The sequence below is a fragment of the Burkholderia sp. EMB26 genome, from assembly GCF_024730645.1.
In the GTDB taxonomy this organism is placed as follows: Bacteria; Pseudomonadota; Gammaproteobacteria; order Burkholderiales; family Burkholderiaceae; genus Burkholderia; species Burkholderia cenocepacia.
The window spans coordinates 2,444,977-2,466,635 of record NZ_CP078070.1; the positions used below are offsets into that span (position 1 = coordinate 2,444,977).

A 21,659-nucleotide genomic window follows, 5' to 3' on the forward strand; every position below is an offset into this window, starting at 1 on the left:
TCCGGCACGCGATGCCGCCGGAGCGCCGAATTACCGCGCGACCGCGCCGGCGGATTGCCGCCTCACCGAATTACCGCGTCGCCAGCGTGCCGAATCGCGCCGGCCTCCCCGCGTCACCCCGCCGGTTTCAACGTGCCGCGATCGTCGGGCTGTGCCGGCGCGCCGGCCGGACAATCGGCCCCGGCGCCTTCGGTGCCCCACTCGGCCGCATCGCTGCGCTCGGCGCTCGACAACTCGTCGGCGCGATACCCGGTGCGGTTCAGCAGCGCCAGCATGCACGCCAGCGACACGAGCGCGTACAGCCCCGACGCGATCGCGACGCCGACGATGCTGCCCGTCGCATTGAGAATCGCCTGCGCGAGCACCGGCGTGCCGCCGCCGACGACCAGTGCGCTCAACTGATACGCGAGCGACAGGCCCGTATAGCGGATGTTCGCCGGGAACACGCGGGCGAGCACGCCGCCGACCGCCCCGTAGAACATCGCCGACGGAATCGTCGAGATGCACATGCCCGCGACGGCGACCCAGTAAGAACGCGTCGCGAGCGCGTGGAACATCACGGGCATCAGCACGATTTCCGGGATCAGGATCCAGCCCATCGCGCGCCGCATGTCGACCTTCGACACGAACCACGCACCGACCGGCTGCATCAGGAACTGCACGACGAGCGAGATCGACAGGATGCCGAGGAACGTGCCCTGCGCGTAGCCGAGTTCCTTCGTCGCCCACGACAGCGCGAACGTGCTGCGGAAATACGTGACGTTGATCACCGGCAGCGTGCCGGCCGCGAGCAGCACGACGACCCAGTGGTCGCGCACGACGTCGCGCAGCGGCAGCTTCACCGTGCGCTTGCGCGCGAGCACGCGCTGCATGTCGATCGACTCCTCGAGCCGCAGCCGGATCACCATCCCGATGACCACGAGCACGGCCGACAGCAGGAACGGAATGCGCCAGCCCCACATCAGGAACGACGGGGTCGGCAGCGCGCTCAGCGCGAAGAATGCCGCCGTGGCCAGCAGGTTGCCGGTGGGCGAGCCTTGCTGCGCGAACGCCGCATACAGGATGCTGCGATGCTTCGGCGCATTCTCGCTCGCGATCAGCACCGCGCCGCCCCACTCGCCGCCGACCGCGATGCCCTGCAGCACGCGCAGCACGACGAGGCCCGCCGGCGCCCACACGCCGATCGACGCGTAACCGGGCAGCAGGCCGATGCCGGTCGTCGCGAGCCCCATCATCACCAGCGTGATCACGAGCGCGGTCTTGCGGCCGACGCGATCGCCGAGATGCCCGAACACGATGCCGCCGAGCGGCCGCGCGGCGAAGCCGGCCCAGAACGTGACGAACGCGAGCAGCGTCGCGACGCCGGGATCCATCGTGCCGGAAAAGAACACCTTGCCGAACACGAGCGCCGCGGCCGTGCCGTAGATGTAGAAGTCGTACCACTCGATCGTGGTGCCGACGAACGCCGCGAGGGCGGCGCGGCCGGGCCGCGGTTGTGCGGCGGGCGGGGATTGAGGACGGCTCATCGATGTCTCCATATTGGGGTGATCGGGGGCGCGACTCGCGCGCGCCTTTCCCGGTGGCCGGCATCACGCCGCCGGCCAGCGGCGTCGTGTCAGTCGGGCGGCGATTCGCCGGCCGCCGTCTTCAGCACGCCGGCATCGAGCAGTTGCTGCTGAAGCGCGCGATCGACGCCGAGCCGGTCGAGCACCGCGCGCGTGTCGCGGCCGAGCGCGGGCGGCGCCGACCGGTAGGTGGCCGGCGTGCGCGACAGCTTCACCGGCGACGCGGTGCCGCGATACGCGCCGATCTCGACGAACAGGTTGCGGTGCAGCGCATGCGGATCGTGCGCGACGTCGGCCACCGTGCGCACCGGCCCGCACGGCACGCCGGCCGCCATCAGGTCACGCGCGAGCGGCTCGCATGCGTGCGCGGCGAGCCGCGCTTCCAGCTCGGCCTTCAGCGCGGGCCGGTGCGCGCAGCGGCTGCGGTTGTCGACGAAGCGCGGATCGCCGGCGAGCGCCGGCGCGCCGAGATGCGCGACGAGCCGCGCGAACTGCCGGTCGTTGCCGACCGCGAGGAAAATCGGCACGGTGGCCGTGCGGTAGCTGTCGTACGGCGCGATGTTCGGGTGCGCGTTGCCGCTGCGCTCCGGCACGCGACCCGAGCCGAAGAAATTCGGCAGGTGCGGATGCAGCAGCGACACGCCGCAGTCGTACAGCGCGACGTCGATCGACTGCCCGCGCCCGCTCTTCTCGCGCTCCGCGAGCGCCAGCAGGATGCCGGCGAGCGCGTTGAGCCCCGTGACCATGTCGACGATCGGCAGGCCGATGCGGGTCGCGTCGCCGTCGCGTTCGCCGTTCACGCTCATCAGCCCGGCCATCGCCTGGATCACCGCGTCGTAGCCCGGCAGCCCGCCGAGCGGGCCGTCGTCGCCGAAGCCCGTCACCGCGCAGTGGATCAGGCGCGGAAAGCGCGGCTGCAGGTCGCGTGCGTAGTCCATCCCCCAGCGCGCGAGCGTACCCGGCTTGAAATTCTCGACGAGCACGTCGGCTTCCTCGAGCAGGCGCCACAGGATCGCGCGCCCTTCGTCGCGCGACAGGTCGAGCGCGAGCCCTTCCTTGTTGCGGTTCACGCCCATGAAATACCAGGCCGTGTCGCCGAGGAACGGCGGCCCCCAGCCGCGCGTTTCGTCGCCGGCGGGCGGCTCGATCTTGACCACCGTCGCGCCGTGATCGGCGAGCGCCTGCGTGCAGTACGGGCCGCCGAGCACCCGGCTCAGGTCGACGACCTTCAGGCCGTCCAGTGCGCCACGCGTCGCGCTCATCGCTCGACCTCCGGCAGCAGGTCGAGCGCCGTGTCGAGCGCGACCGGCAGACCGCGCAGCAGCGCGTCGGACGCGGCCGATTCGTCGTCGCGCGGAGCCGGCGCGAGCGGATCGACCGGCAGCAGCTTGTGACGCACGATCAGGTGCGCCAGCGCGAGACGGCGGAAATCCGGCGCGAGCCGCGCGCCCTCGCAGGCCATCAATACGGCCGCGCTCGCGTAATACAGCGCGGACGCGGCTTGCCGCACGCGCGCGTCGTCGCCTTCGTCAGCGACCCGCGCGAGCCCGTCGCACGCCCGCGCCAGAATGCGCCGCAACGCCGTGCGGCTCGCCTCGGGCAGCGGCGCCGCGCCCAGGCGATCGCCGAGGAACGTGCGCAGCGCGTCGAGCGCATGCTCGCGCTGCGCGGCGCGCGCGACGTCGAGCGCGACGATGTTGCTGGTGCCCTCCCAGATCGAGCCGAGATGCGCGTCGCGCACGAGCCGCGCATCGCTCCATTCCTCGATATAGCCGGTGCCGCCGCGCACTTCCATCGCGTCGCCCGTCACGCGGCGCGCGTCGCGGCACGCGCGGAACTTGATCAGCGGCGTCAGGATCCGCACGCACCGCGCGGCCTGCTCGTCGCCCGCGTCGGCCTGCGGCAGCAGCAGCGCGATCTGCATGAACATCGCGCGCGCGGCCTCGGCCGGCAGCAGCATCTTCATCAGCTGGCGCTGCATCAGCGGCATCTCGATCAGCTTGCGGCCGAACGCCTCGCGATGCGCGGCCACGTGCAGCGCTTCGTTCAGCGCGCGCCGCATCAGCCCCGCCGCGCGCACGCCGTTCGACAGCCGCGACATGTTGATCATGTCGGCCATCTGGTGAAAGCCGCGGCCGATCTCGCCGATCAGGTACGCCTGCGCGCCTTCGAGCGCGATCTCGCCGCTCGCCATCGAACGGCTGCCGAGCTTGTCCTTCAGCCGCACGATCCGGTAGCGGTTGCGCGTGCCGTCCGGCAGCGTCTTCGGCAGCAGGAACAGCGCGAGGCCCTTGATGCCGTCCGGCGCGCCGTCGGGCCGCGCGAGCACCATCGCGAGATCGGCGTCCGCGTTCGAGCAGAACCACTTGTCGCCGGTCAGCCGCCAGACGGTCTCGCCGTGCACGTCGGTTTCGCAGGTCGCGCGCGTCGCGATCCGGCCGACGTCGGAGCCGGCCGCCTGCTCGGTCATGAACATCGCGCCCTGGTACAGCGTGTCGAAGTCGCGCGACGCGAGCATCGGCAGGTAGCGCGCGACCAGCGCGGGATCGCCGAAGCGGCGCAGCGTGCGCGTCAGCGAATCCGTCATGCTGACCGGGCAGCACAGCCCGAATTCCGCCTGCACGAACAGGAACGTCAGCGCGTACTTGACGAGCGGCGGCACGGTTTCGGCTCCGTGGCTCAGCGACGCGAGCCCCAGCTCCGCATACGCGACGCGTTCGAGCGCGACGTACGCCGGGTCCTTGTCGATCCGCTGCACGGCCTCGCCGCGCCGGTTGCGATGCTCGAGCACGGGCGGATGCTTGTCCGCGCGCGACGCCCATTCGTCGAGTTCGCCCGACACGCGCGCACCGAGCGCGTGCAGCTGCGGCTCGAGTTCGGCATAGCGCGCATCGCCGAGATGCAGCTTCAGCAATGCGCCGAGATCGGGGTCGACGGTGAAGAAATTGATGCCCCGGCTGTCGGGGATATTGGATGCGCCGGTGTCGGGCGTGCGAGCGGTGTCGTTCATGCATGCGTCTCCTGGGTTGCCTGCGCGGCGACCGGGCCGCGCGCCGCGGCGTCCGGCCGATCCTGCGTCAAGCCTCCCGCAGAGCGTAGGCGCGCGATCGATAAGCGTCCAATACAGGATTTGTCCGGTACGATAGATATCGCTTATCGATGCCGACGCCGGGAGGAGACACCATGGAACTGAGGCAGTTGCGCTACTTCGTGGCGGTCGCCGAGGAGCTGCATTTCGGGCGCGCGGCGAAGCGCCTGTTCATCTCGCAGCCGGCGCTGAGCTTCGACATCCGCAAGTTCGAGGACGCGCTCGGCGTGCAGTTGTTCTCGCGCACCAACAAGACGGTCGCGCTGACCAACGCGGGCGAGGTGCTGCTCGGCGAAGCGCGCCGGCTGCTGCTGCAGGCGGCCGAAGCCGAGCGCCTGACGGTGCGCTCCGCATCGGGGCTCGCGGGCCGGCTGCGGATCGGCTTCGTCCACTCGATGCTGTATCGCGGGCTGCCCGACGCCGTGCGGCGCTTCGAGGCCGACTATCCGGGCGTCGAGGTCGTGCTGAGCGAGATGAACACGCACGCGCAGGTACAGGCGATCCAGCGTGGCCAGATCGATCTCGGCTATGCGCACTGGGGCCACTTCCCGCCCGAGGTGGAATCGGTGCCCGTCTATGCGGAGCCGTTCGTGTGCTGCCTGCCGGCCGCGCATCCACTGGCGCGGCGCAGGCAGGTCGCGCTCGCCACGCTCGCGACGGAACCGTTCATCCTGTTTCCGCGCGACGCCGCACCGCACTATCACGACCTGATCATCGCGCAGTGCGTGAACGCGGGATTCAGTCCGCTGATCCGTCACGAGGCGCGGCTGTGGCAGACGGTCCTGTCGATGATCGAATTCGGGATGGGCATCGCGCTGGTGCCGCGCGTGCTGCAGCAGGCGAAAAGCGACCGGCTTGCGTTCCTGCCGCTGAAGGATGCGTCGCTCGAATCGCGCACGCTCGCGCTGAAACGCAGCGGCACCGCCGAACCGGTGGCGCTGCGCTTTGCCGGCTACGTACGCGCGTCGATCGATGCGCTGCCCGCGCTCGCGGGCTGAGCGCGCGGCTCGCGAACCGGTGCTTGCGGCTATTTGAAAAAATTTGCAGAAAGGGCTTTACGAGCCCCAAAATCTCTGACATAATTTGATTCTTCTTTGGGCGGTTAGCTCAGCGGTAGAGCACTGCCTTCACACGGCAGGGGTCACTGGTTCGATCCCAGTACCGCCCACCAAAGAATTCAAGGGCCTGCGTCTCACGACGCAGGCCCTTTTCGTTTTGGGCGTCGCGCGTGCCCCGAGCGACGCGGGCGCCACGTCATACGCCGCCCACGTCCGCACGCAGCTACCGGCTTACCGTGCGCGCCCCACCCGCTCCGCCGTCGCGTCGAACGCGCGCTTCGCCTTGTCGACGATCTCGTCGACCTCCGCCTCGCGAATCACGAGCGGCGGCGACAGCAGCATCCGGTCGCCGGTCGCGCGCATGATCAGGTTGCCGTTGAAGCAGAAGTCGCGGCAGATCGTGCCGATATCGACGTCCGCGCCGAAGCGCTCGCGCCGGCTCCGGTCGCGCGCCAGCTGAACGCCGGCGACGAGTCCCGCTCCCGCGATCTCCCCGACGATCGGGTGGTCGCCCAGCGCGTCGCGCAGCCGGCGCTGGAAATACGGCCCGATGTCGGTCTTCACGCGCTCGACGATGCCCTCGTCGCGCAGCAGCTTCAGGTTCGCGACCGCGACGGCGGCTGCCACCGGGTGACCCGAATACGTGAGGCCGTGATTGAATTCGCCGTTGTCGATGATCGGGCGCGCGACGCGCTCGTGAATGCCGACCGCGCCCATCGGCACGTACCCCGACGTGAGGCCCTTGGCCATCGTGATCAGGTCCGGCTCGAAGCCGAAGTGCTGGTGCGCGAACCATTCGCCGGTACGGCCGAAACCGCCGATCACTTCGTCGGCGACCAGCAGGATGTCGTACTTGCGGCAGATCCGCTGGATTTCCGGCCAGTACGTCGACGGCGGGAAGATCACGCCGCCCGCGCCCTGGAACGGCTCGCCGATGAAGGCCGCGACGTTCTCCGCGCCGAGTTCGAGAATCTTCGCTTCGAGCTGCTGCGCGCGCGCGAGGCCGAATGCTTCGGGCGTCTCGCCGGCTTGCGCTTCGCCGAAGAAGTACGGCTGGTCGATGTGCACGATGTGCTCGACCTTCGACGGCATCTGCTCGTGCATGTAGCCCATCCCGCCGAGCGTGCCGCCCGCGATCGTCGAGCCGTGATAGCCGTTCTTGCGCGAGATCACGTATTTCTTCTGCGGCTTGCCCTGCACGCGCCAGTACTGGTGCACGAGACGCAGCACGGTGTCGTTGCCTTCCGAGCCGCTGTTGCAATAGAAGAAGTGGTTGAAGCCGGCCGGCGTCACTTCCGCGAGCATCGCGGAAAGTTCGATCACCGGCGGGTGCGTGGTCTTGAAGAACGTGTTGTAGAACGGCAGTTCCTGGATCTGGCGATACGCGGCGTCGGCGAGTTCCTTGCGCCCGTAGCCGACGTTCACGCACCACAGGCCGGCCATCCCGTCGATCACCTTGTTGCCGTCCGAGTCCCACAGGTAGACGCCGTCGGCCTTCACGATCACGCGGCTGCCGGCACGATTGAGCGCGCCCATGTCCGAGAACGGATGGATGTGGTGCGCGGCGTCGAGCGCGCGAAAATCGGCGGTCGAGCGCGGCGAAAAAGCTTCGTTTCGATCGGTCATGTCTTCTCCGTCAAACAGCGCCGCACGCTCACACGTGCAGCAGCAGATGCCTGCGTTCCCACGAGCTGATCACGCGGAAGAACGCTTCGTATTCGGTTTCCTTCAACGCCAGGTAGGCCTTCACGAACTTGTCGCCGAGAATGCCGGCGAGCGGCTCGCATGCGGCCATCAGCGAGATGCCCTCCTCGAGATTGCGCGGCAGCTGATACGGCAGGTCGTAGCCGTCCGATGCGATCGGCTCGGTCGGCGCAAGCTGTTGCGTCATGCCGAGATAGCCGGCGGCAAGCGTTGCCGCGAATGCCAGATACGGATTGCAGTCGACGCCCGGAATCCGGTTCTCGATGCGTCGCGCGACGGGGCTCGACTGCGGAATGCGAAAGCCCACCGTGCGGTTGTCGTAGCCCCACTGCACGTTGATCGGCGCGGCCATGAAGCGCGACAGGCGGCGGTACGAATTGATGTACGGCGCGAAGATCGGCATCAGCGCCGGCGTGTACTTCTGCAGTCCCGCCAGGTAGCTGTGGAACAGCGGCGACACGGCGCCGCCTTCGTCGGCGAACAAATTGCGCCCGGTGCGCGCATCGGCCAGGCTCTGGTGAATGTGCATCGCGGAGCCCGGCTCGCCTTCCATCGGCTTGGCCATGAACGTCGCGTACATGTTGTGACGCAGCGCGGCCTCGCGCACCGTGCGCTTGAACAGGAACACCTGGTCGGCGAGCGGCAGCGCGTCGCCGTGCACGAAGTTGATCTCCATTTGCGCGGCGCCGACTTCGTGAATCAGCGTCTCGATGTCGAGGCCCTGCATTTCGCAGTATTCGTAGATGTCCTCGAACAGTGGATCGAACTCGTTGACGGCCTCGATCGAATACGACTGGCGGCCGGTTTCCGCCCGCCCGGTGCGGCCGACGGGCGGACGCAGCGGCAGGTCGGGATCGGCGTTCATGTCGACCAGGTAGAACTCGAGTTCCGGCGCGACGACCGGCTTCCAGCCCTTCGCCTCGTACAGGTCGAGCACGCGGCGCAGCACGTAGCGCGGCGAGATCTCGACCGGCGAGCCGTCGAAGTGCACGCAGTCGTGGATCACCTGCGCGGTCGGGTCGACCGCCCAAGGGATCAGGCAGATCGTCGACGGATCGGGCACGCACACCATGTCGGGATCGGTCACGCCGGTCAGCGTGCCGTCCTCCGGATAGTCGCCGGTGACGGTCTGCACCATCACGGCCTGCGGCAGGCGCATCGATTCGCCGGATTCGAACTTGTTGCGTGGAATGATCTTGCCGCGCGCGATGCCAGCCATGTCGGGAATGATGGCCTCGACTTCGGTGATGCGGTGCTGTCGCAGGAATTCGCTCAGTTCGGGTTGCATGATCGGCCTCGTTCAGTCGATGTCGGATGCGGCCGGCGACGGCATCGCGCCGCCGGTCGCATGAATGCGATGTGTCATGTGCGCGCGGCACGCCGCGCCGAATGCCGCGAAGATGTCGCGCGACAGCGGCTGTTCCGCGTAGCGCCATTCGGGATGCCACTGCACGCCCAGCGCGAACGCACGCGCGCCGCGCACGCTGACGGCCTCGATCAGCCCGTCGGGTGCGCTCGCTTCGACGGCGAGCCCCGCGCCCAGACGCGCGATGCCCTGGTCGTGCAGCGAGTTGACCGTCGCCTCGTGCGCGCCGCGCGCGACCCGCTGCAGCAGACCGCCGGGCGCGAGTTGCACCACGTGCGCGGGACCGTACTGCCGCTCGAGCGGATCGGCCGGCCGTTCGCGATGATCGTCGAAGCCGGTCGTCGCGTGCAGCCGCTGATGCAGCGTGCCGCCGTACGCGACGTTCAGCTCCTGCATGCCGCGGCAGATCGCGAGCACCGGCACGCCCGCGTCGATCGCCGCGCGAATCAGCGGCAACGCGGTCGCATCGCGCGCCGGATCGTGCAGCGTGTCGGGCGCGCTCGCGGCGCCGCCGTAATGATGCGGTTCGACGTTCGAATAGCTGCCGGTCAACAGCAGCCCGTCGATTGCCGCGACGATCGCGTCGGCCGGCTGCCGCGTGCCGAGCGCAGGCAGCACGAACGCCAGCGCACCGGCGCCGTCGACGACGGCGGCGAGGTACTTCTCGCCCGCCGTGTGGTTTGGATGGGCGCCGCGCAGGATGCGGTCGGCGGTGACGGCTACGATCGGTCGTGCGCGCATCGGCGTCTCTCCGGTAATGGCGCGCGACATGCTTGCGCGCGCAACGAGGCGGGTTCGCGGGTACGCCGCACGCGCGTGCCATCCCGCCGCGCAGGCGCAGGCGCGATCCTGCCGCGCGGATGCCGCGGCAACAGGCGGTACGGCCCGGGACGGAAGCGGAAAGGGACGCTAGGGCAACAACGATGCGCTGCCGTCGCACTGCACCGCGCTGCACAGGTGCGCGGTCACGAGATTGAAGCGGCGCGGGCCGCGATGAGAAATGGCGAAGAAGCGAGGCTCGCGTAACGGGGCGGCGCGCGTGCCGCGATCAGCATGCCGGTTCGGCCCGGCCTGAGGCGGCGCGCCCGCCGACGGACTTCGGGTCCGGCGTATCGAAGGGCTGGCGGCTTTCACGATCGTACTCGACTGACTGATGGAGACAGGACACGTGTCGCAATGCCGCGTGGCGACACGTCAGCAAGATGTCTCGCAGCGGATTCGGCGTAGCACGGCCATCGTCGAGGGCCTCGCCGCCGGTGCGCGCGTGACGACTTCCTGACATTCAGCTTATATCACCTAAAAATTGCGTCAACTTTTCGGGGGCGGACGACGATATCGATCAGACGAAAAAAATGGCATCGACCGCGCGGATCGATGCCGTTTTGTGCGTTGCATCGGCTTGCCTGCTACGTGCCGACGGGGCGGCACGCATCGTCGCGCCGCGCCGCCGCATGGACGCGGCCCATGCTCAACGATGCGCGAGTGCGGTTTCGACGAGCGTCTGCAATAGCGGCGCGATCCGCGCTGCACGCGCTTCGTCGTACGCGTACGGACGCGTCTCTTCCATGTAGGTGATCTGCGACAGTTCGAGTTGCACGGCCTCGACGCCGGTATCGGGCACGCCATAGTGTCGCGTGATGTAGCCGCCCTTGAAGCGCCCGTTCGCGACGGCCGTATAGCCGCCGTGCGCGAGCACGCGCGCGGCCAGTGCCTCCGCGAGGCCCGGCGCCGCACTCGCGCCGCTCGACGTGCCGAAGTTGAAGTCCGGCAGGCGGCCGTCGAAGAAACGCGGCACGTGCGAGCGGATCGAATGCGCTTCCCACACGAGCACGCGGCCGTGTTCGCCCTTCAGCCGCGCGATCTCGCGTTGCAGCGCGTCGTGATACGGCACCCAGTAGCGGTCGCGGCGACGCATGATCTCGTCGTTGCCGGGCAGCGCGTTCGCCGGATACAGCGGCGCCTTGTCGAACGTATCGATCGGCACGAGCCCCGTCGTGTCCTGCCCCGGATACAGGTTCTCGTTGTCGGGCGGACGGTTCAGGTCGACGACGTAACGCGCGTGCGACGGCACGAGGATCGACGCGCCGAGATCGGCCGCGAACCCGTACAGCCGCTCGAGATGCCAGTCGCAATCGTCGACGAAGCGCGCGTCGGGCGTCATCGTCGCGGCGATGTCGTCGGGGATGTGCGTACCTGCGTGCGGAATCGAGATCAGCAGCGGCAACGTGCCCTGCTTCAGCGTGAATACAGCCGGTTGTTCAGTCATGTCGCCTCACCGTAAGAGTCGGCCGGCGCACGCATGCGGCGTGCGCCGGTTGCCGCGCGTCAGCGCAGCAGTTGCGCCAGCGCGGCGCGGTAGTCGGCATACGCGGCGGCTTCGTCGCGATGGCGGCGGCCGCTCACGACGCGCTCGCCGCCCGTGTAGACGTCGAGCACCGGCGTCTCGCCGTGCTCGGCGAACACGATGCCCGACAGCCATGCCGCGCTGCCGTGTTCGGCGATCGCCGGGTGATCGGGATCGAGCACGAGCCAGTCGGCGCGACAACCTTCGCGCAGCGCGCCGATGCGTCGCCCGCTCGCCTGCGCGCCGCCCGCGAGCGACGCATCGAACAGGCGATCGGCGACGTGCGCCTGCGTGTCGCTTGCCAGCACGTTGCGCGCGCGGTGCACGAGCCGCTGCCCGTATTCGAGCAGGCGCAGCTCCGAGCGCCAGTCGACCGACGCGTGGCTGTCCGAGCCGATGCCGATCACGCCGCCTTGCGCGAGATAGTCGACGGCCGGGAACACGCCGTCGCCGAGGTTCGCTTCGGTCGTCAGGCACAGCCCGGCGACCGCGCGGCGCTTCGCGAGCGCCGCCGTCTCGGCCGCGTCGACGTGCGTCGCGTGCACGAGACACCAGCGCGCATCGACGTCGAAGCGATCGAGCAGCCATTGTACGGGGCGTGCGCCGTACGCGCGAACGCAGTCGTCGACTTCGGCCGTCTGCTCGGCGATATGGATATGCACCGGCGCATCGTCGGGCAATCCTTCGAGCAGCGCACGCAACCCGTTTTCGGATACCGCGCGCAGCGAATGCGGCGCGACGCCGTAGCGCAGCCCGCCATGCTCGGGCGCCGCGCGACGCATCGCGTCGAGCAATTCGAGCACGCCGTCGGGCGTGTTGATGAAGCGGCGCTGGTCGTCGCGCGGCGGCTTGTTGCCGAAGCCGGCGAACTGGTACGACACGGGCAGCATCGTGATGCCGACGCCGGCCGAGCGCGCGGCATCGATCACGCGCGTGCCGAGCTCCGCGATCTGCGGATAGCGCGAGCCGTCCTGCGCGTGATGCACGTAGTGGAATTCGCACACCGACGTGTAGCCGCACTTGAGCATCTCGACATACAGCCAGCGTGCAATCGCCGCGAGCGCGTCGGGCGTGATCTTCAGCGCGAAGCGGTACATCAGGTCGCGCCAGCTCCAGAAGCTGTCGGCGGGATTCGCGCGGTATTCGGTGAGCCCCGCCATCGCGCGCTGGAACGCGTGCGAATGCAGGTTCGGCATGCCGGGCAGCACCGGCCCGGCCGCGCGCGCGACGCCTGCCGGCGCGTCGGTGTCGGGCGTGACGTCGGTCAGCGTGCCGCTCGCGTCCCAGCGCAGCAGCACGTTGCGGCGCCAGCCATCGGGCAGGTAGGCATGGTCCGCGAACAACAGGGTGTCGGTCATTGCGAGTCCTTATCGACCGGTTCAGGCGCGTCAGCGTCTCGTCCGGTCCGGTGCCGCGGCCGGCAGGCGTGAGCGCGTCGCGCTTGCCCCTGCCTCGCGGCGATCGACCGGAGTGCGCCGTTGCGCCGGGTCCGGTCCCATGCAAAACGTCGGCCGGACCGGGTCCGTCACGACCCGGCCCGATCCGTCGCCAAACTTATCCGTTCATCCGGCGAAACACGGTCGTGCCGCCGCGTACGACCTGTTCGCACAGCGGCCGGCCGATCCAGTACGCCAGCTCGGCCAGCGAGCCGACCGACCAGACGGCGAAGTCGGCCTGGCGACCGACCTCGAGCGCGCCGTGGCGATCCGCGCGGCCGAGCGCAGCGGCCGCATGGCGCGTGACGCCCTGCAGCACCTCGGGCACCGTCATGCGGAACAGCGTGCAGCCCATGTTCAACGTCAGCAGCAGCGATTCGAGCGGCGACGTCCCCGGGTTGTGATCGGTCGCGAGCGCGATCGGCACGCCGTGCTTGCGCAGCAGCTCGATCGGCGGCAGTTGCGTTTCGCGGATAAAGTAGTACGCGCCGGGCAGCAGCACGGCGACCGTGCCGGCCGCCTTCATCGCCTCGATGCCGGCTTCGTCGAGAAATTCGAGGTGATCGGCGGACAGCGCGCGGTAACGCGCGGCGAGCGCCGTCCCGCCCGCATTCGACAGTTGCTCTGCATGCAGCTTCACCGGCAGCCCGCGCCGCGTCGCGGCCTCGAACACGCGCTCGGTTTGCGCGAGCGAAAAGCCGATGCGTTCGCAGAACACGTCGACCGCGTCGACGAGCCCTTCGTCGGCCAGCGTCGGCAGCATGCGGTCGCACACTTCGTCGATGTACGCATCCGCGCGCCCCGCATATTCGGGCGGCAGTGCGTGCGCGCCGAGGAAGGTCGTATGGACGGTGACCGGGAAGCGTTCGCCGAGCTGGCGCGCGACGCGCAGCATCTTGCGCTCGCTCGCGAGGTCGAGCCCGTAGCCGGACTTGATCTCGATCGCGGTCACGCCTTCGGCGAGCAGCGGCTGCAGGCGCGCGGCGGCCTGCACGAACAGCGTCGTCTCGTCGGCCGCGCGCGTCGCGCGCACCGTCGACACGATCCCGCCGCCCTGCCGCGCGATTTCCTCGTAGCTGACGCCCGCGAGGCGCTGCGCGAACTCGTCGGCACGCGTGCCGCCGTACACGAGATGCGTATGGCAGTCGACGAGGCCCGGCGTCACCCACGCGCCGTGCAGGTCCTCGCGCCGCCAGTGCGCATAACCGTGCGGCAGCGCGGACAGCGCGCCGAGCCACGCGATCGTGCCGGTTTCGTCGACGGCGATCGCCGCGTCGTCGATCGTCTCGTCGGGATGGCCGTGCGGACACAGCCTCAGGTGATGCCAGACAGTCGGTTTCATGCGTTCAGTCTCGTTCGCCGACGGCAAGCGAGACGGCGAGCAGCGCGCCGCCTCCGCTCACGACGACGTCAAACGCACGCCGCGGCCCGTCGAGCCGCAACGTGTCCATGTCTTCCAGCGCGTAGTGCGTGCCGTCGAGGTCGACGCCCACCGCACCGGCCGCGCAAAACAGCAGCACGGTATCGGCCGGCGCAAGGCGGTGAGCCCCCGCGCGCCACACGTCGAGCGTGCCACGCGCAGCCGAACGGCGCGTCATCAGGTTGAAGTCGCGCGTCGCGCCGTCGTGCAGCGTCGCGTCGATCGCCGTCTCGCCCGCGAAATCCGCACGGGCCAGCGGTGCGTCGAGCACGTGCCGCGGGCCGCCCGCCTCGGCGAGCGTCATGCCCGCGCCGGACAGCAGCACGAGCGTGCGGTCGATCCCGTCGAAACGCGAGAACGGGCCGGCCGTGCCGACGTCCGCGACGCTCACGCGCCACGCGAACGCATCGAGTGCCGCGCCGGGCGGAAACGCGCCGATCTCGCGCGTCACGCCACCGCCGTTCTTCCACGGCGACGCAACGAGATCCGCCGCGCGGATCATCGTTGCGTGCAGCGGCGCCTGGTCGAGCGCCGTCATGCTCAGCGGCCGAGCATCGGCAGCTTCAGGCCGGCTTCGCGAGCCGTCTGCTGCGCGAGTTCGTAGCCGGCATCCGCATGGCGCATCACGCCCGTGGCCGGATCGTTCAGCAGCACGCGGCCGAGACGCTCGTGCGCGTCGGCGGTGCCGTCGGCGACGATCACGACGCCCGAGTGCTGCGAGAAGCCCATTCCGACGCCGCCGCCATGGTGCAGCGACACCCACGATGCACCGCCCGCGGTATTCAGCAGCGCGTTCAGCAACGGCCAGTCGCTGACGGCGTCCGAACCGTCCTTCATCGATTCCGTCTCGCGGTTCGGGCTCGCGACCGAACCGGTGTCGAGGTGGTCGCGGCCGATCACGATCGGCGCCTTCAGTTCGCCGTTCTTCACCATCTCGTTGAACGCCTGGCCGAGGCGGTAGCGATCCTTCACGCCGACCCAGCAGATCCGCGCCGGCAGGCCCTGGAACGCGATGCGCTCACGCGCCATGTCGAGCCAGTTGTGCAGGTGCGGATCGTCGGGGATCAGCTCCTTCACCTTCTGGTCGGTCTTGTAGATGTCTTCCGGATCGCCGGACAGCGCAACCCAGCGGAACGGACCCTTGCCCTCGCAGAACAGCGGGCGGATGTACGCCGGCACGAAGCCCGGGAAGTCGAACGCGTTCTCGACGCCCATTTCCAGCGCCATCTGGCGGATGTTGTTGCCGTAGTCGAGCGTCGCCGCGCCGCGTTCCTGCAGCGCCAGCATCGCGCGCACCTGGACGGCCATCGACTGCTTCGCGACCTTCACGATGCTCTGCGGATCGACCTTCTGCGCTTCGCGCCATTGCGCGACGGTCCAGCCTTGCGGCAGGTAACCGTTGATCGGGTCGTGCGCGCTCGTCTGGTCGGTCACGCAGTCCGGCGTGATGCCGCGCTTGACGAGTTCCGGGAACACGTCGGCCGCGTTTCCGAGCAGGCCGATCGACACCGGCTTGCCGGTGCGCTTCGCTTCGTCGATCATGGCGAGCGCTTCGTCGAGCGTCGTCGCCTTCTTGTCGACGTAGCGGGTCTTCAGGCGGAAGTCGATGCGCGTCTCGTCGCATTCGACCGCGATCATCGAGAAGCCGGCCATCGTCGCGGCGAGCGGCTGCGCGCCGCCCATCCCGCCCAGGCCGCCCGTCAGGATCCAGCGGCCCGACGGATCGCCGTTGAAGTGCTGGTTCGCGACCGAGAAGAAGGTTTCATAGGTGCCCTGCACGATGCCCTGGCTGCCGATGTAGATCCAGCTGCCGGCCGTCATCTGGCCGTACATCATCAGGCCCTTGCGGTCGAGCTCGTGGAAGTGATCCCAGTTCGCCCAGTGCGGCACCAGGTTCGAGTTCGCGAGCAGCACGCGCGGCGCATCCTTGTGGGTGCGGAACACGCCGACCGGCTTGCCCGACTGGATCAGCAGCGTTTCGTTTTCCTCGAGATCCTTCAGCGACGCGAGGATCTGGTCGTAGCATTCCCAGTTGCGCGCAGCACGCCCGATGCCGCCGTACACGACGAGCGCATGCGGATGCTCGGCGACTTCCGGGTCGAGGTTGTTCTGGATCATCCGGTAGGCCGCTTCGGCCAGCCAGGTCTTGCAGGTCTTCTCGCTGCCGCGCGGCGCGCGGATCGTGCGCGTCGGATCGAGACGGGGATCGATGTGTTTCGGATGGTTCATGACGACTGCTCCCGAAGGAAAATGACTATCAAATAGGAATCAGAAATGCCCGGTGAAGCGATAACGGCTGCCGGGATGCCACAGATTCGCCACCGAGGCGACGACGCCCTGCGACCAGGTGCGCCGATGTAAAACCAGACACGGCTCGACGTCGTCCATCCGCAGCTGCTCGCGCCGCTCCGGCGCCGGGGCCGCCGCTTCGATCCGGTACTCGACGCGCTGCAGCGGCGCCGCGCGCATCAGGTACAGGTTCGGCGTCGTGTTCGTGAAATCCTGCTCGGCGTAATCCGGCGCGACCGCCGGATTCACCCATCGTTCTTCGAGCTGCACCGGCTCGTCGTTCTCGAAGTGCAGCACCTGCGAATGAAACAGCTTGGTGCGCACGGCCACCTGCATCTCGTCGGCGAGGGCATCGTCGGCGCGGATCGTGTCGAGCCCGAGCACACTGGCGCGGTACGCATGCCCGCGCGCGCCGACTTCCTCGGAGATGCTGCGGATCGCGACCAGCGTCGACTCGTACTTCGGCCGCGCGACGTAGGTGCCCGCGCCCTTCATGCGCGTGAGCACCTGCTCGGCCGTCAACTCGCGCAGCGCGCGGTTGACGGTCATGCGCGCCACCTTGAACTCGCGCGCCAGCTCGTTCTCGGACGGCACCTGGTCGCCCTCCTCCCACTCGCCGGCATGGATGCGGGCCAGGATGAAATCCTTGATCTCCTGGTAGACCGGCGCACTCATCGGCTTACTGTTCCGATGCGAACGAGAACGGCGCGACCTTCGCGAACGCACGCTCGCCGACCAGCTTCGCGATCACCGCGATGTCCGGTGCGAAGTAGTGGTCGAGTTCGTAGTGCGCGACCTGGCTGCGGATCGTCTCCATCACCGGCGCGAGCTTCGGGCTCGTGTGGTACGGCGCGCGCAGGTCGACGCCCTGCGCGGCAGCCAGCAGTTCGATCGCGAGGATGTGCTTCGTGTTGTCCGCGATGTCGGCGAGCTTGCGCGCGGCGAACGTCGCCATCGACACGTGGTCTTCCTGGTTCGCCGAGGTCGGCAGCGAGTCGACCGACGCCGGGTGCGCGAGCGTCTTGTTTTCCGATGCGAGCGCGGCTGCCGTCACGTGAGCGATCATGAAGCCGGAGTTCACGCCGCCGTCCTTCACGAGGAACGGGGGCAGGCCCGACAGCGTCGCGTCGATCAGCAGCGCGATGCGGCGTTCGGCCAGCGCACCGATTTCCGATGCGGCGAGCGCGAGGTTGTCGGCCGCGAACGCGACGGGCTCCGCGTGGAAGTTGCCGCCCGACAGCACTTCGCCGGTGTCCGGGAAGATCAGCGGGTTGTCCGACACGGCATTCGCTTCGACCAGCAGCACGTCGGCCGCATGGCGCATCTGGTCCAGGCACGCGCCCATCACCTGCGGCTGGCAGCGCAGGCTGTACGGGTCCTGCACCTTGTCGCAGTCGCGGTGCGACTGGTTGATCGGCGAGCCTTCGAGCAGTTCGCGGTACGACGCGGCCGCGTCGATCTGGCCTTGATGGCCGCGCAGTTCGTGGATGCGCGCGTCGAACGGCTTCACCGAGCCGGCTGCCGCGTCGACCGACAGCGCACCGGCGACGAGCGCGGTGCGGTACAGGTCTTCGATCGCGAACATGTTGTCGAGCGCGAGCGCGGTCGACGCCTGCGTGCCGTTCAGGAGCGCGAGGCCTTCCTTCGCCTGCAGCGTCAGCGGCGCGAGGCCCGCGACGCGCAGACCGTCGAGCGCGCTCGCCCGTTCGCCGCGGATGAACACTTCGCCGACGCCCAGCAGCACGGCCGACATGTGCGCGAGCGGCGCGAGGTCGCCCGATGCGCCGACCGAGCCCTTCACCGGGATCAGCGGCAGCACGTCGGCGTTGAACAGCGTGATCAGCGCATCCATCACTTCACGGCGGATGCCCGAGTGGCCGCGGCCGAGGCTCGACAGCTTCAGCGCCATCAACAGGCGCACCGACGAACGCGCCATCGGCTCGCCGACGCCGACCGCGTGCGACAGCACGAGGTTCTTCTGCAGCAGTTCGAGCTGGTCGTGCGGGATGTGGGTGCTGGCCAGGCGACCGAAGCCCGTGTTGATGCCGTAGGCCGGCTCGCCCTTCGCGGCGATGTCGGCGACGGCCTTCGCGCCGGCGTCGATCTTCGCGAAGCTCGCCGGATCGAGCTTCAGTTGCACGGATTCGCGTGCGATCTGGCGCAGTTGCGGGAGGGTCAGATGGCCGGGGGTCAACGTAATCATGTGAGCAATCCTGTCTAGACAAGTTCGGAATGGATTGAAGTGTAGCCACGTCAACTTGTCTAGACAACCCGTTTTTCACCGAATTCGACTCGGGAGTTTCCCTGATGTCCGGCGCGGCCCGCCCGGCCGGCCGGCGACGCACGGGAATTAACATGTGTTGCAATTATTTTGTTTTTGGCAACATACAGATCACCACTCGCCCTGGAGACCGCCATGCCCTTCCCGTCCCGATTCGCCGCCCGCCTCGGCCGCTCCCTGCTCGTCGCCGCATGCGTGCTCGCGTGCGGCGCATCCGTCGCCGCGGAACCGCTGTCCGGCACGCTCGAGAAGATCCGGCAGGCCAACCTGATTTCGATCGGTCATCGCGAAACGTCGGTGCCGTTCTCCTACGTCGATGCGGGCGGCAAGGTCATCGGCTTCTCGCAGGACCTGTGCGAGCGCGTGATCGCCGCGGTGAAGGCGCGCACCGGCAAGCCCGACCTGCAGGTGCGCTTCATTCCGGTCACGTCGCAGAACCGCATTCCGCTCGTGCAGAACGGCACCGTCGATCTCGAATGCGGCGTGACGACCAACCTCGCCGCACGCCATGCGCAGGTCGCGTTCTCGACCACCTTCTTCGTCGCGACGACGCGCCTGCTCACGCGCACCACGTCGGGCATCCGCGACTTCCCCGATCTGGCCGGCAAGACGGTCGTGACGAACCAGGGCACGACGTCCGAACGCCTGCTGCGCAAGATGAACGAGGAAAAGAAGATGAACATGCAGATCATCAGCGCGAAGGACTACGGCGAAGGGCGCCTCACGCTCGAATCGGGCCGCGCGGCCGCGTACATGATGGACGACGTGCTGCTCGCGGGCGTGCGCCAGCTCGCCGCGAAACCGGCCGACTGGCGGCTCGTCGGCACGCCGCAATCGTCGGAAGCCTACGGGTTCATGCTGCGCAAGGACGATCCGCAGTTCAAGGCGCTCGTCGACGGCGTGCTCGTTCAGTTGATGAAAAGTGGCGAGATCGACGCGCTGTACGACAAATGGTTCATGAAGCCGGTGCCGCCGAAGGGGCTGTCGTTCGACTTCCCGATGAGCGACGTGATCAAGGCGCGCTATGCGGCGCCGAACGACGCGCCGCTCGAGTAAGCGCCGCGCGTCGACCCCGGCTTACGCGCGCGTCCACGCGACGCATGCCGCGTAGCCGGGCGCCGCGTCGAGCCACGCCGCGTCGAACGCCGCGACGCCGGCAGCAGGCGCGGCCGGCTCGACGATCGTCGTCGCGGGCGTCGTGGCGTCGCGCGGCGGCACGACCGCGAACGCGCGCAGCCCGCCGACGATGCCGGTGCCGAGCGCCTTGAGCAGCGCCTCCTTCGCGGACCACACCCGCATGAATTCGCGCTCGCGCGTGCCGCCCGGCAGGCTGTCGAGATACGCGACCTCCGCGAGGGCGCACACTTCGCGCGTCAGCGCGCGCCAGTCGGCCGCGCGGTTGAAGCCCTCGATATCGACGCCGACGCGGCCTGCCGGCGCCCACGCGATCAGCGCATGATCGCCCGCGTGCGATACGTTGAAGTCGAGCGACGCGCGATGCGCGCGGTCCAGCGACGGCCGCCCCGATGCGTCGACGACGATCGCGACCGCTCGTGGTGCGATGCCGAGCACCGCGCCGAGCACGTCGCGCAGTGCGGCGCGCGTCGCAGCGCTGCGTACCGCATCCTCGTGCCGCAGGAAGCGCGCGGCGCGTGCGCGCTCGTCGCCGCTCAGCGCCGCATACGCGGGCGACGCGAGCGGTACGCGCCAGTCGAAATCGACGCGCGCGACCCGCACGCCGGCGCGCGCCGCGGCGGGCGGCACGTCGAGTGCGTGCACGCGCCATGCGCGGGGCGCTTCAACGGGAGACGCGGAATCGGACGGAATGGACATCGGCGCGCGGCAGCCTGTGCTGTGAGACGAAACGTCCGATGTTAATCGATCGCGGCCGCCCGAGGCCGCCGCGACACGATCGGGAATTGAACGGGGGCGGCGTGACGCGTTCGTGTCTGCCCCCCGATCACCCGTTCGCGGCCCTACCCGGCACGCCGCTCCCCGTCACTCGTCCACGCGAAGCCGGATGCAGCGCATGCACGGCGCCCGGCGCGTCGGCGGGCAGCACGCCGTGTTGCAGCCAGTACAGCGCGACGGGCCACAGCGTATCGGTGAAGCGGCTGTGGAAAAACGCGAAATGGCCGATCGCGTCGACGCCGATGTCGGCCGGCGCGATCCGCAGATGCGTGACGTTGCTGCCCGTGTAGTAGCCGACCAGCCGCTCGATCGCGTCGACCGTGCCGAACGCGTCGTCGTCGAGGCCGATCGCGAGCATCGGCGCCGACAGCCCCGCGAAGCGGGCCGGCAACGCAGCGCGGCTCGCGCCGCTGTCGTCGAGCTCGCGGCCGATGTAGCCGTCCTCGAAACGCGGCTGCGAACGCGCCCACGACAGCGCGATACCGCGCGGCGTGTCCTCCATCCAGCCGAGCCGCTTCGCGGGCACGTAGCCGAACACGGCCGCGAGCGCCGGCATCGCGACATGCCACTTCCACCACATGCGGCGCCGCTCGGCCGGCAGGTAATCGCGCCAGTACGCATACTGCGCGCCGACGGTCACCGCATGCCGCACATGCACGTTCGATGGCGCGAGGCCGAGCACGCAGCCGCCGATGCTGTGCGCGACCACATCGAGCGGCTGGCCCGGAAACGCGTCGCGCGCGTAGTGCAGCGCGGCCTCGCAATCGAGCCGCCCCCAGTCGAGCCAGTTCGCGCGCAGCTTCGCAAGCTGCGCCGGGCGCGACCCGCCGATGCCGCGATAGTCGTAGACGAGCACGTCGCGCCCTTGCGCGAACAGCCAGGCCGCGAAGCGGAAGTAGTAGTCGCAGCGCACCGACGTCGCGCAATTGATCACCGTGACCGGCCGCACGGCGCCGCCGCCCCGATGGCGCCAGACGTGGCCGCGCAATGCGTAACCGTCGGCTGCGCGCAGCGTCACGGGCTCGGGCGGCAACGCCCCCGCCGCGCGACTGCCCTGCGCCGCCGCCCCGCCTGCTTCGTTCGAAATCGTCATCGTGTCTCCTGTCGACCTCAATTAGCGCTTTGGCGCTTACTGAAGTCCCATGCATGGCTGTCGGTCCGAGTGAGCGCTTCAGCGCCGATTCGGACCCGATGCAT

The 21,659-nt window shown here is 69.0% G+C and carries 17 protein-coding genes and 1 tRNA gene; 3 read left to right on the forward strand and 15 right to left on the reverse strand.

Annotation, left to right across the window (positions count from 1 at the left end; genetic code table 11):
* Positions 1–113: 113 nt before the first annotated feature.
* From KU887_RS11525 to KU887_RS11535, 3 genes are all read right to left on the reverse strand, one after another.
* Positions 114–1,526 (reverse strand): MFS transporter, encoded by a 1,413-nt coding sequence (locus KU887_RS11525; RefSeq protein ID WP_006485508.1) that lies wholly within the window; start codon positions 1,524–1,526, stop codon positions 114–116.
* Between the two features lie 89 nt (positions 1,527–1,615).
* Positions 1,616–2,827, reverse strand: a complete 1,212-nt coding sequence (locus KU887_RS11530) for a CaiB/BaiF CoA-transferase family protein (protein WP_006493710.1) — start codon at positions 2,825–2,827, stop codon at positions 1,616–1,618.
* A complete protein-coding gene (locus tag KU887_RS11535; RefSeq protein ID WP_034201541.1) occupies positions 2,824–4,575 on the reverse strand; it encodes an acyl-CoA dehydrogenase family protein in 1,752 nt (583 codons plus the stop codon). Before KU887_RS11535 ends, KU887_RS11530 begins: the two co-directional genes overlap by 4 nt.
* Positions 4,576–4,748: 173 nt before the next feature.
* Between KU887_RS11535 and KU887_RS11540 the strand changes: the two genes are divergently transcribed.
* Complete coding sequence (locus KU887_RS11540) at positions 4,749–5,651, forward strand: LysR family transcriptional regulator (RefSeq protein WP_006488085.1); 903 nt, start codon at positions 4,749–4,751, stop codon at positions 5,649–5,651.
* Between the two features lie 98 nt (positions 5,652–5,749).
* A tRNA-Val gene (locus KU887_RS11545) sits at positions 5,750–5,824 on the forward strand.
* Positions 5,825–5,942: 118 nt separating this feature from the next.
* Here KU887_RS11545 and KU887_RS11550 read toward each other — a convergent pair.
* The 10 genes from KU887_RS11550 to hutH form a co-directional block, all read right to left on the reverse strand.
* Positions 5,943–7,337 carry an aspartate aminotransferase family protein gene (locus KU887_RS11550; RefSeq protein ID WP_077200012.1) on the reverse strand — a complete coding sequence of 465 codons (1,395 nt, stop codon included), beginning with the start codon at positions 7,335–7,337 and terminating at the stop codon, positions 5,943–5,945.
* 28 nt (positions 7,338–7,365) lie between these two features.
* Positions 7,366–8,703 carry a glutamine synthetase family protein gene (locus KU887_RS11555; RefSeq protein WP_006497799.1) on the reverse strand — a complete coding sequence of 446 codons (1,338 nt, stop codon included), beginning with the start codon at positions 8,701–8,703 and terminating at the stop codon, positions 7,366–7,368.
* Between the two features lie 12 nt (positions 8,704–8,715).
* The gene (locus KU887_RS11560; RefSeq protein ID WP_006497798.1) at positions 8,716–9,522 is read right to left on the reverse strand and encodes a gamma-glutamyl-gamma-aminobutyrate hydrolase family protein; all 807 of its coding nucleotides are present in this window, start codon (positions 9,520–9,522) and stop codon (positions 8,716–8,718) included.
* Between the two features lie 727 nt (positions 9,523–10,249).
* The gene (gene hutG / locus KU887_RS11565; protein ID WP_062884426.1) at positions 10,250–11,047 is read right to left on the reverse strand and encodes an N-formylglutamate deformylase; all 798 of its coding nucleotides are present in this window, start codon (positions 11,045–11,047) and stop codon (positions 10,250–10,252) included.
* Between the two features lie 59 nt (positions 11,048–11,106).
* A complete protein-coding gene (locus KU887_RS11570; protein WP_006488097.1) occupies positions 11,107–12,483 on the reverse strand; it encodes a formimidoylglutamate deiminase in 1,377 nt (458 codons plus the stop codon).
* A 196-nt stretch (positions 12,484–12,679) separates the two neighbouring features.
* Positions 12,680–13,903, reverse strand: a complete 1,224-nt coding sequence (gene hutI, locus KU887_RS11575; protein ID WP_006488078.1) for an imidazolonepropionase — start codon at positions 13,901–13,903, stop codon at positions 12,680–12,682.
* 4 nt (positions 13,904–13,907) lie between these two features.
* Positions 13,908–14,519 carry a HutD family protein gene (locus KU887_RS11580; protein WP_006488093.1) on the reverse strand — a complete coding sequence of 204 codons (612 nt, stop codon included), beginning with the start codon at positions 14,517–14,519 and terminating at the stop codon, positions 13,908–13,910.
* Positions 14,520–14,521: 2 nt separating this feature from the next.
* Positions 14,522–16,210 (reverse strand): urocanate hydratase, encoded by a 1,689-nt coding sequence (gene hutU, locus KU887_RS11585; protein ID WP_006488101.1) that lies wholly within the window; start codon positions 16,208–16,210, stop codon positions 14,522–14,524.
* A gap of 39 nt (positions 16,211–16,249) precedes the next feature.
* On the reverse strand, positions 16,250–16,945 hold the full coding sequence (gene hutC / locus KU887_RS11590; protein WP_006488107.1) for a histidine utilization repressor: 696 nt from the start codon (positions 16,943–16,945) through the stop codon (positions 16,250–16,252).
* Between the two features lie 4 nt (positions 16,946–16,949).
* Positions 16,950–18,473, reverse strand: coding sequence for a histidine ammonia-lyase (hutH, locus tag KU887_RS11595; RefSeq protein WP_006488089.1), 1,524 nt, complete (start codon positions 18,471–18,473; stop codon positions 16,950–16,952).
* Positions 18,474–18,686: 213 nt separating this feature from the next.
* Here hutH and KU887_RS11600 point away from each other — a divergent pair, with 213 nt between their 5' ends.
* Positions 18,687–19,607 (forward strand): glutamate/aspartate ABC transporter substrate-binding protein, encoded by a 921-nt coding sequence (locus KU887_RS11600; protein WP_006497794.1) that lies wholly within the window; start codon positions 18,687–18,689, stop codon positions 19,605–19,607.
* A 21-nt stretch (positions 19,608–19,628) separates the two neighbouring features.
* On the opposite strand, the gene KU887_RS11605 is transcribed toward KU887_RS11600, so the two are convergent.
* Positions 19,629–20,384 carry a 4'-phosphopantetheinyl transferase superfamily protein gene (locus KU887_RS11605; RefSeq protein WP_258250067.1) on the reverse strand — a complete coding sequence of 252 codons (756 nt, stop codon included), beginning with the start codon at positions 20,382–20,384 and terminating at the stop codon, positions 19,629–19,631.
* A 127-nt stretch (positions 20,385–20,511) separates the two neighbouring features.
* Positions 20,512–21,555 (reverse strand): alpha/beta fold hydrolase, encoded by a 1,044-nt coding sequence (locus KU887_RS11610; RefSeq protein WP_034201535.1) that lies wholly within the window; start codon positions 21,553–21,555, stop codon positions 20,512–20,514.
* Positions 21,556–21,659 lie beyond the last annotated feature (104 nt).

What these genes read in the sequence shown, in the direction of transcription:
- KU887_RS11525 (WP_006485508.1), bottom strand. Translation starts at nt 1,526, where the DNA reads ATGAGCCGTCCTCAATCCCCGCCCGCCGCACAACCGCGGCCCGGCCGC.
- KU887_RS11530 (WP_006493710.1), bottom strand. Translation starts at nt 2,827, where the DNA reads ATGAGCGCGACGCGTGGCGCACTGGACGGCCTGAAGGTCGTCGACCTG.
- KU887_RS11535 (WP_034201541.1), bottom strand. Translation starts at nt 4,575, where the DNA reads ATGAACGACACCGCTCGCACGCCCGACACCGGCGCATCCAATATCCCC.
- KU887_RS11540 (WP_006488085.1), top strand. Translation starts at nt 4,749, where the DNA reads ATGGAACTGAGGCAGTTGCGCTACTTCGTGGCGGTCGCCGAGGAGCTG.
- KU887_RS11550 (WP_077200012.1), bottom strand. Translation starts at nt 7,337, where the DNA reads ATGACCGATCGAAACGAAGCTTTTTCGCCGCGCTCGACCGCCGATTTT.
- KU887_RS11555 (WP_006497799.1), bottom strand. Translation starts at nt 8,703, where the DNA reads ATGCAACCCGAACTGAGCGAATTCCTGCGACAGCACCGCATCACCGAA.
- KU887_RS11560 (WP_006497798.1), bottom strand. Translation starts at nt 9,522, where the DNA reads ATGCGCGCACGACCGATCGTAGCCGTCACCGCCGACCGCATCCTGCGC.
- hutG (WP_062884426.1), bottom strand. Translation starts at nt 11,047, where the DNA reads ATGACTGAACAACCGGCTGTATTCACGCTGAAGCAGGGCACGTTGCCG.
- KU887_RS11570 (WP_006488097.1), bottom strand. Translation starts at nt 12,483, where the DNA reads ATGACCGACACCCTGTTGTTCGCGGACCATGCCTACCTGCCCGATGGC.
- hutI (WP_006488078.1), bottom strand. Translation starts at nt 13,903, where the DNA reads ATGAAACCGACTGTCTGGCATCACCTGAGGCTGTGTCCGCACGGCCAT.
- KU887_RS11580 (WP_006488093.1), bottom strand. Translation starts at nt 14,519, where the DNA reads ATGACGGCGCTCGACCAGGCGCCGCTGCACGCAACGATGATCCGCGCG.
- hutU (WP_006488101.1), bottom strand. Translation starts at nt 16,210, where the DNA reads ATGAACCATCCGAAACACATCGATCCCCGTCTCGATCCGACGCGCACG.
- hutC (WP_006488107.1), bottom strand. Translation starts at nt 16,945, where the DNA reads ATGAGTGCGCCGGTCTACCAGGAGATCAAGGATTTCATCCTGGCCCGC.
- hutH (WP_006488089.1), bottom strand. Translation starts at nt 18,473, where the DNA reads ATGATTACGTTGACCCCCGGCCATCTGACCCTCCCGCAACTGCGCCAG.
- KU887_RS11600 (WP_006497794.1), top strand. Translation starts at nt 18,687, where the DNA reads ATGCCCTTCCCGTCCCGATTCGCCGCCCGCCTCGGCCGCTCCCTGCTC.
- KU887_RS11605 (WP_258250067.1), bottom strand. Translation starts at nt 20,384, where the DNA reads ATGTCCATTCCGTCCGATTCCGCGTCTCCCGTTGAAGCGCCCCGCGCA.
- KU887_RS11610 (WP_034201535.1), bottom strand. Translation starts at nt 21,555, where the DNA reads ATGACGATTTCGAACGAAGCAGGCGGGGCGGCGGCGCAGGGCAGTCGC.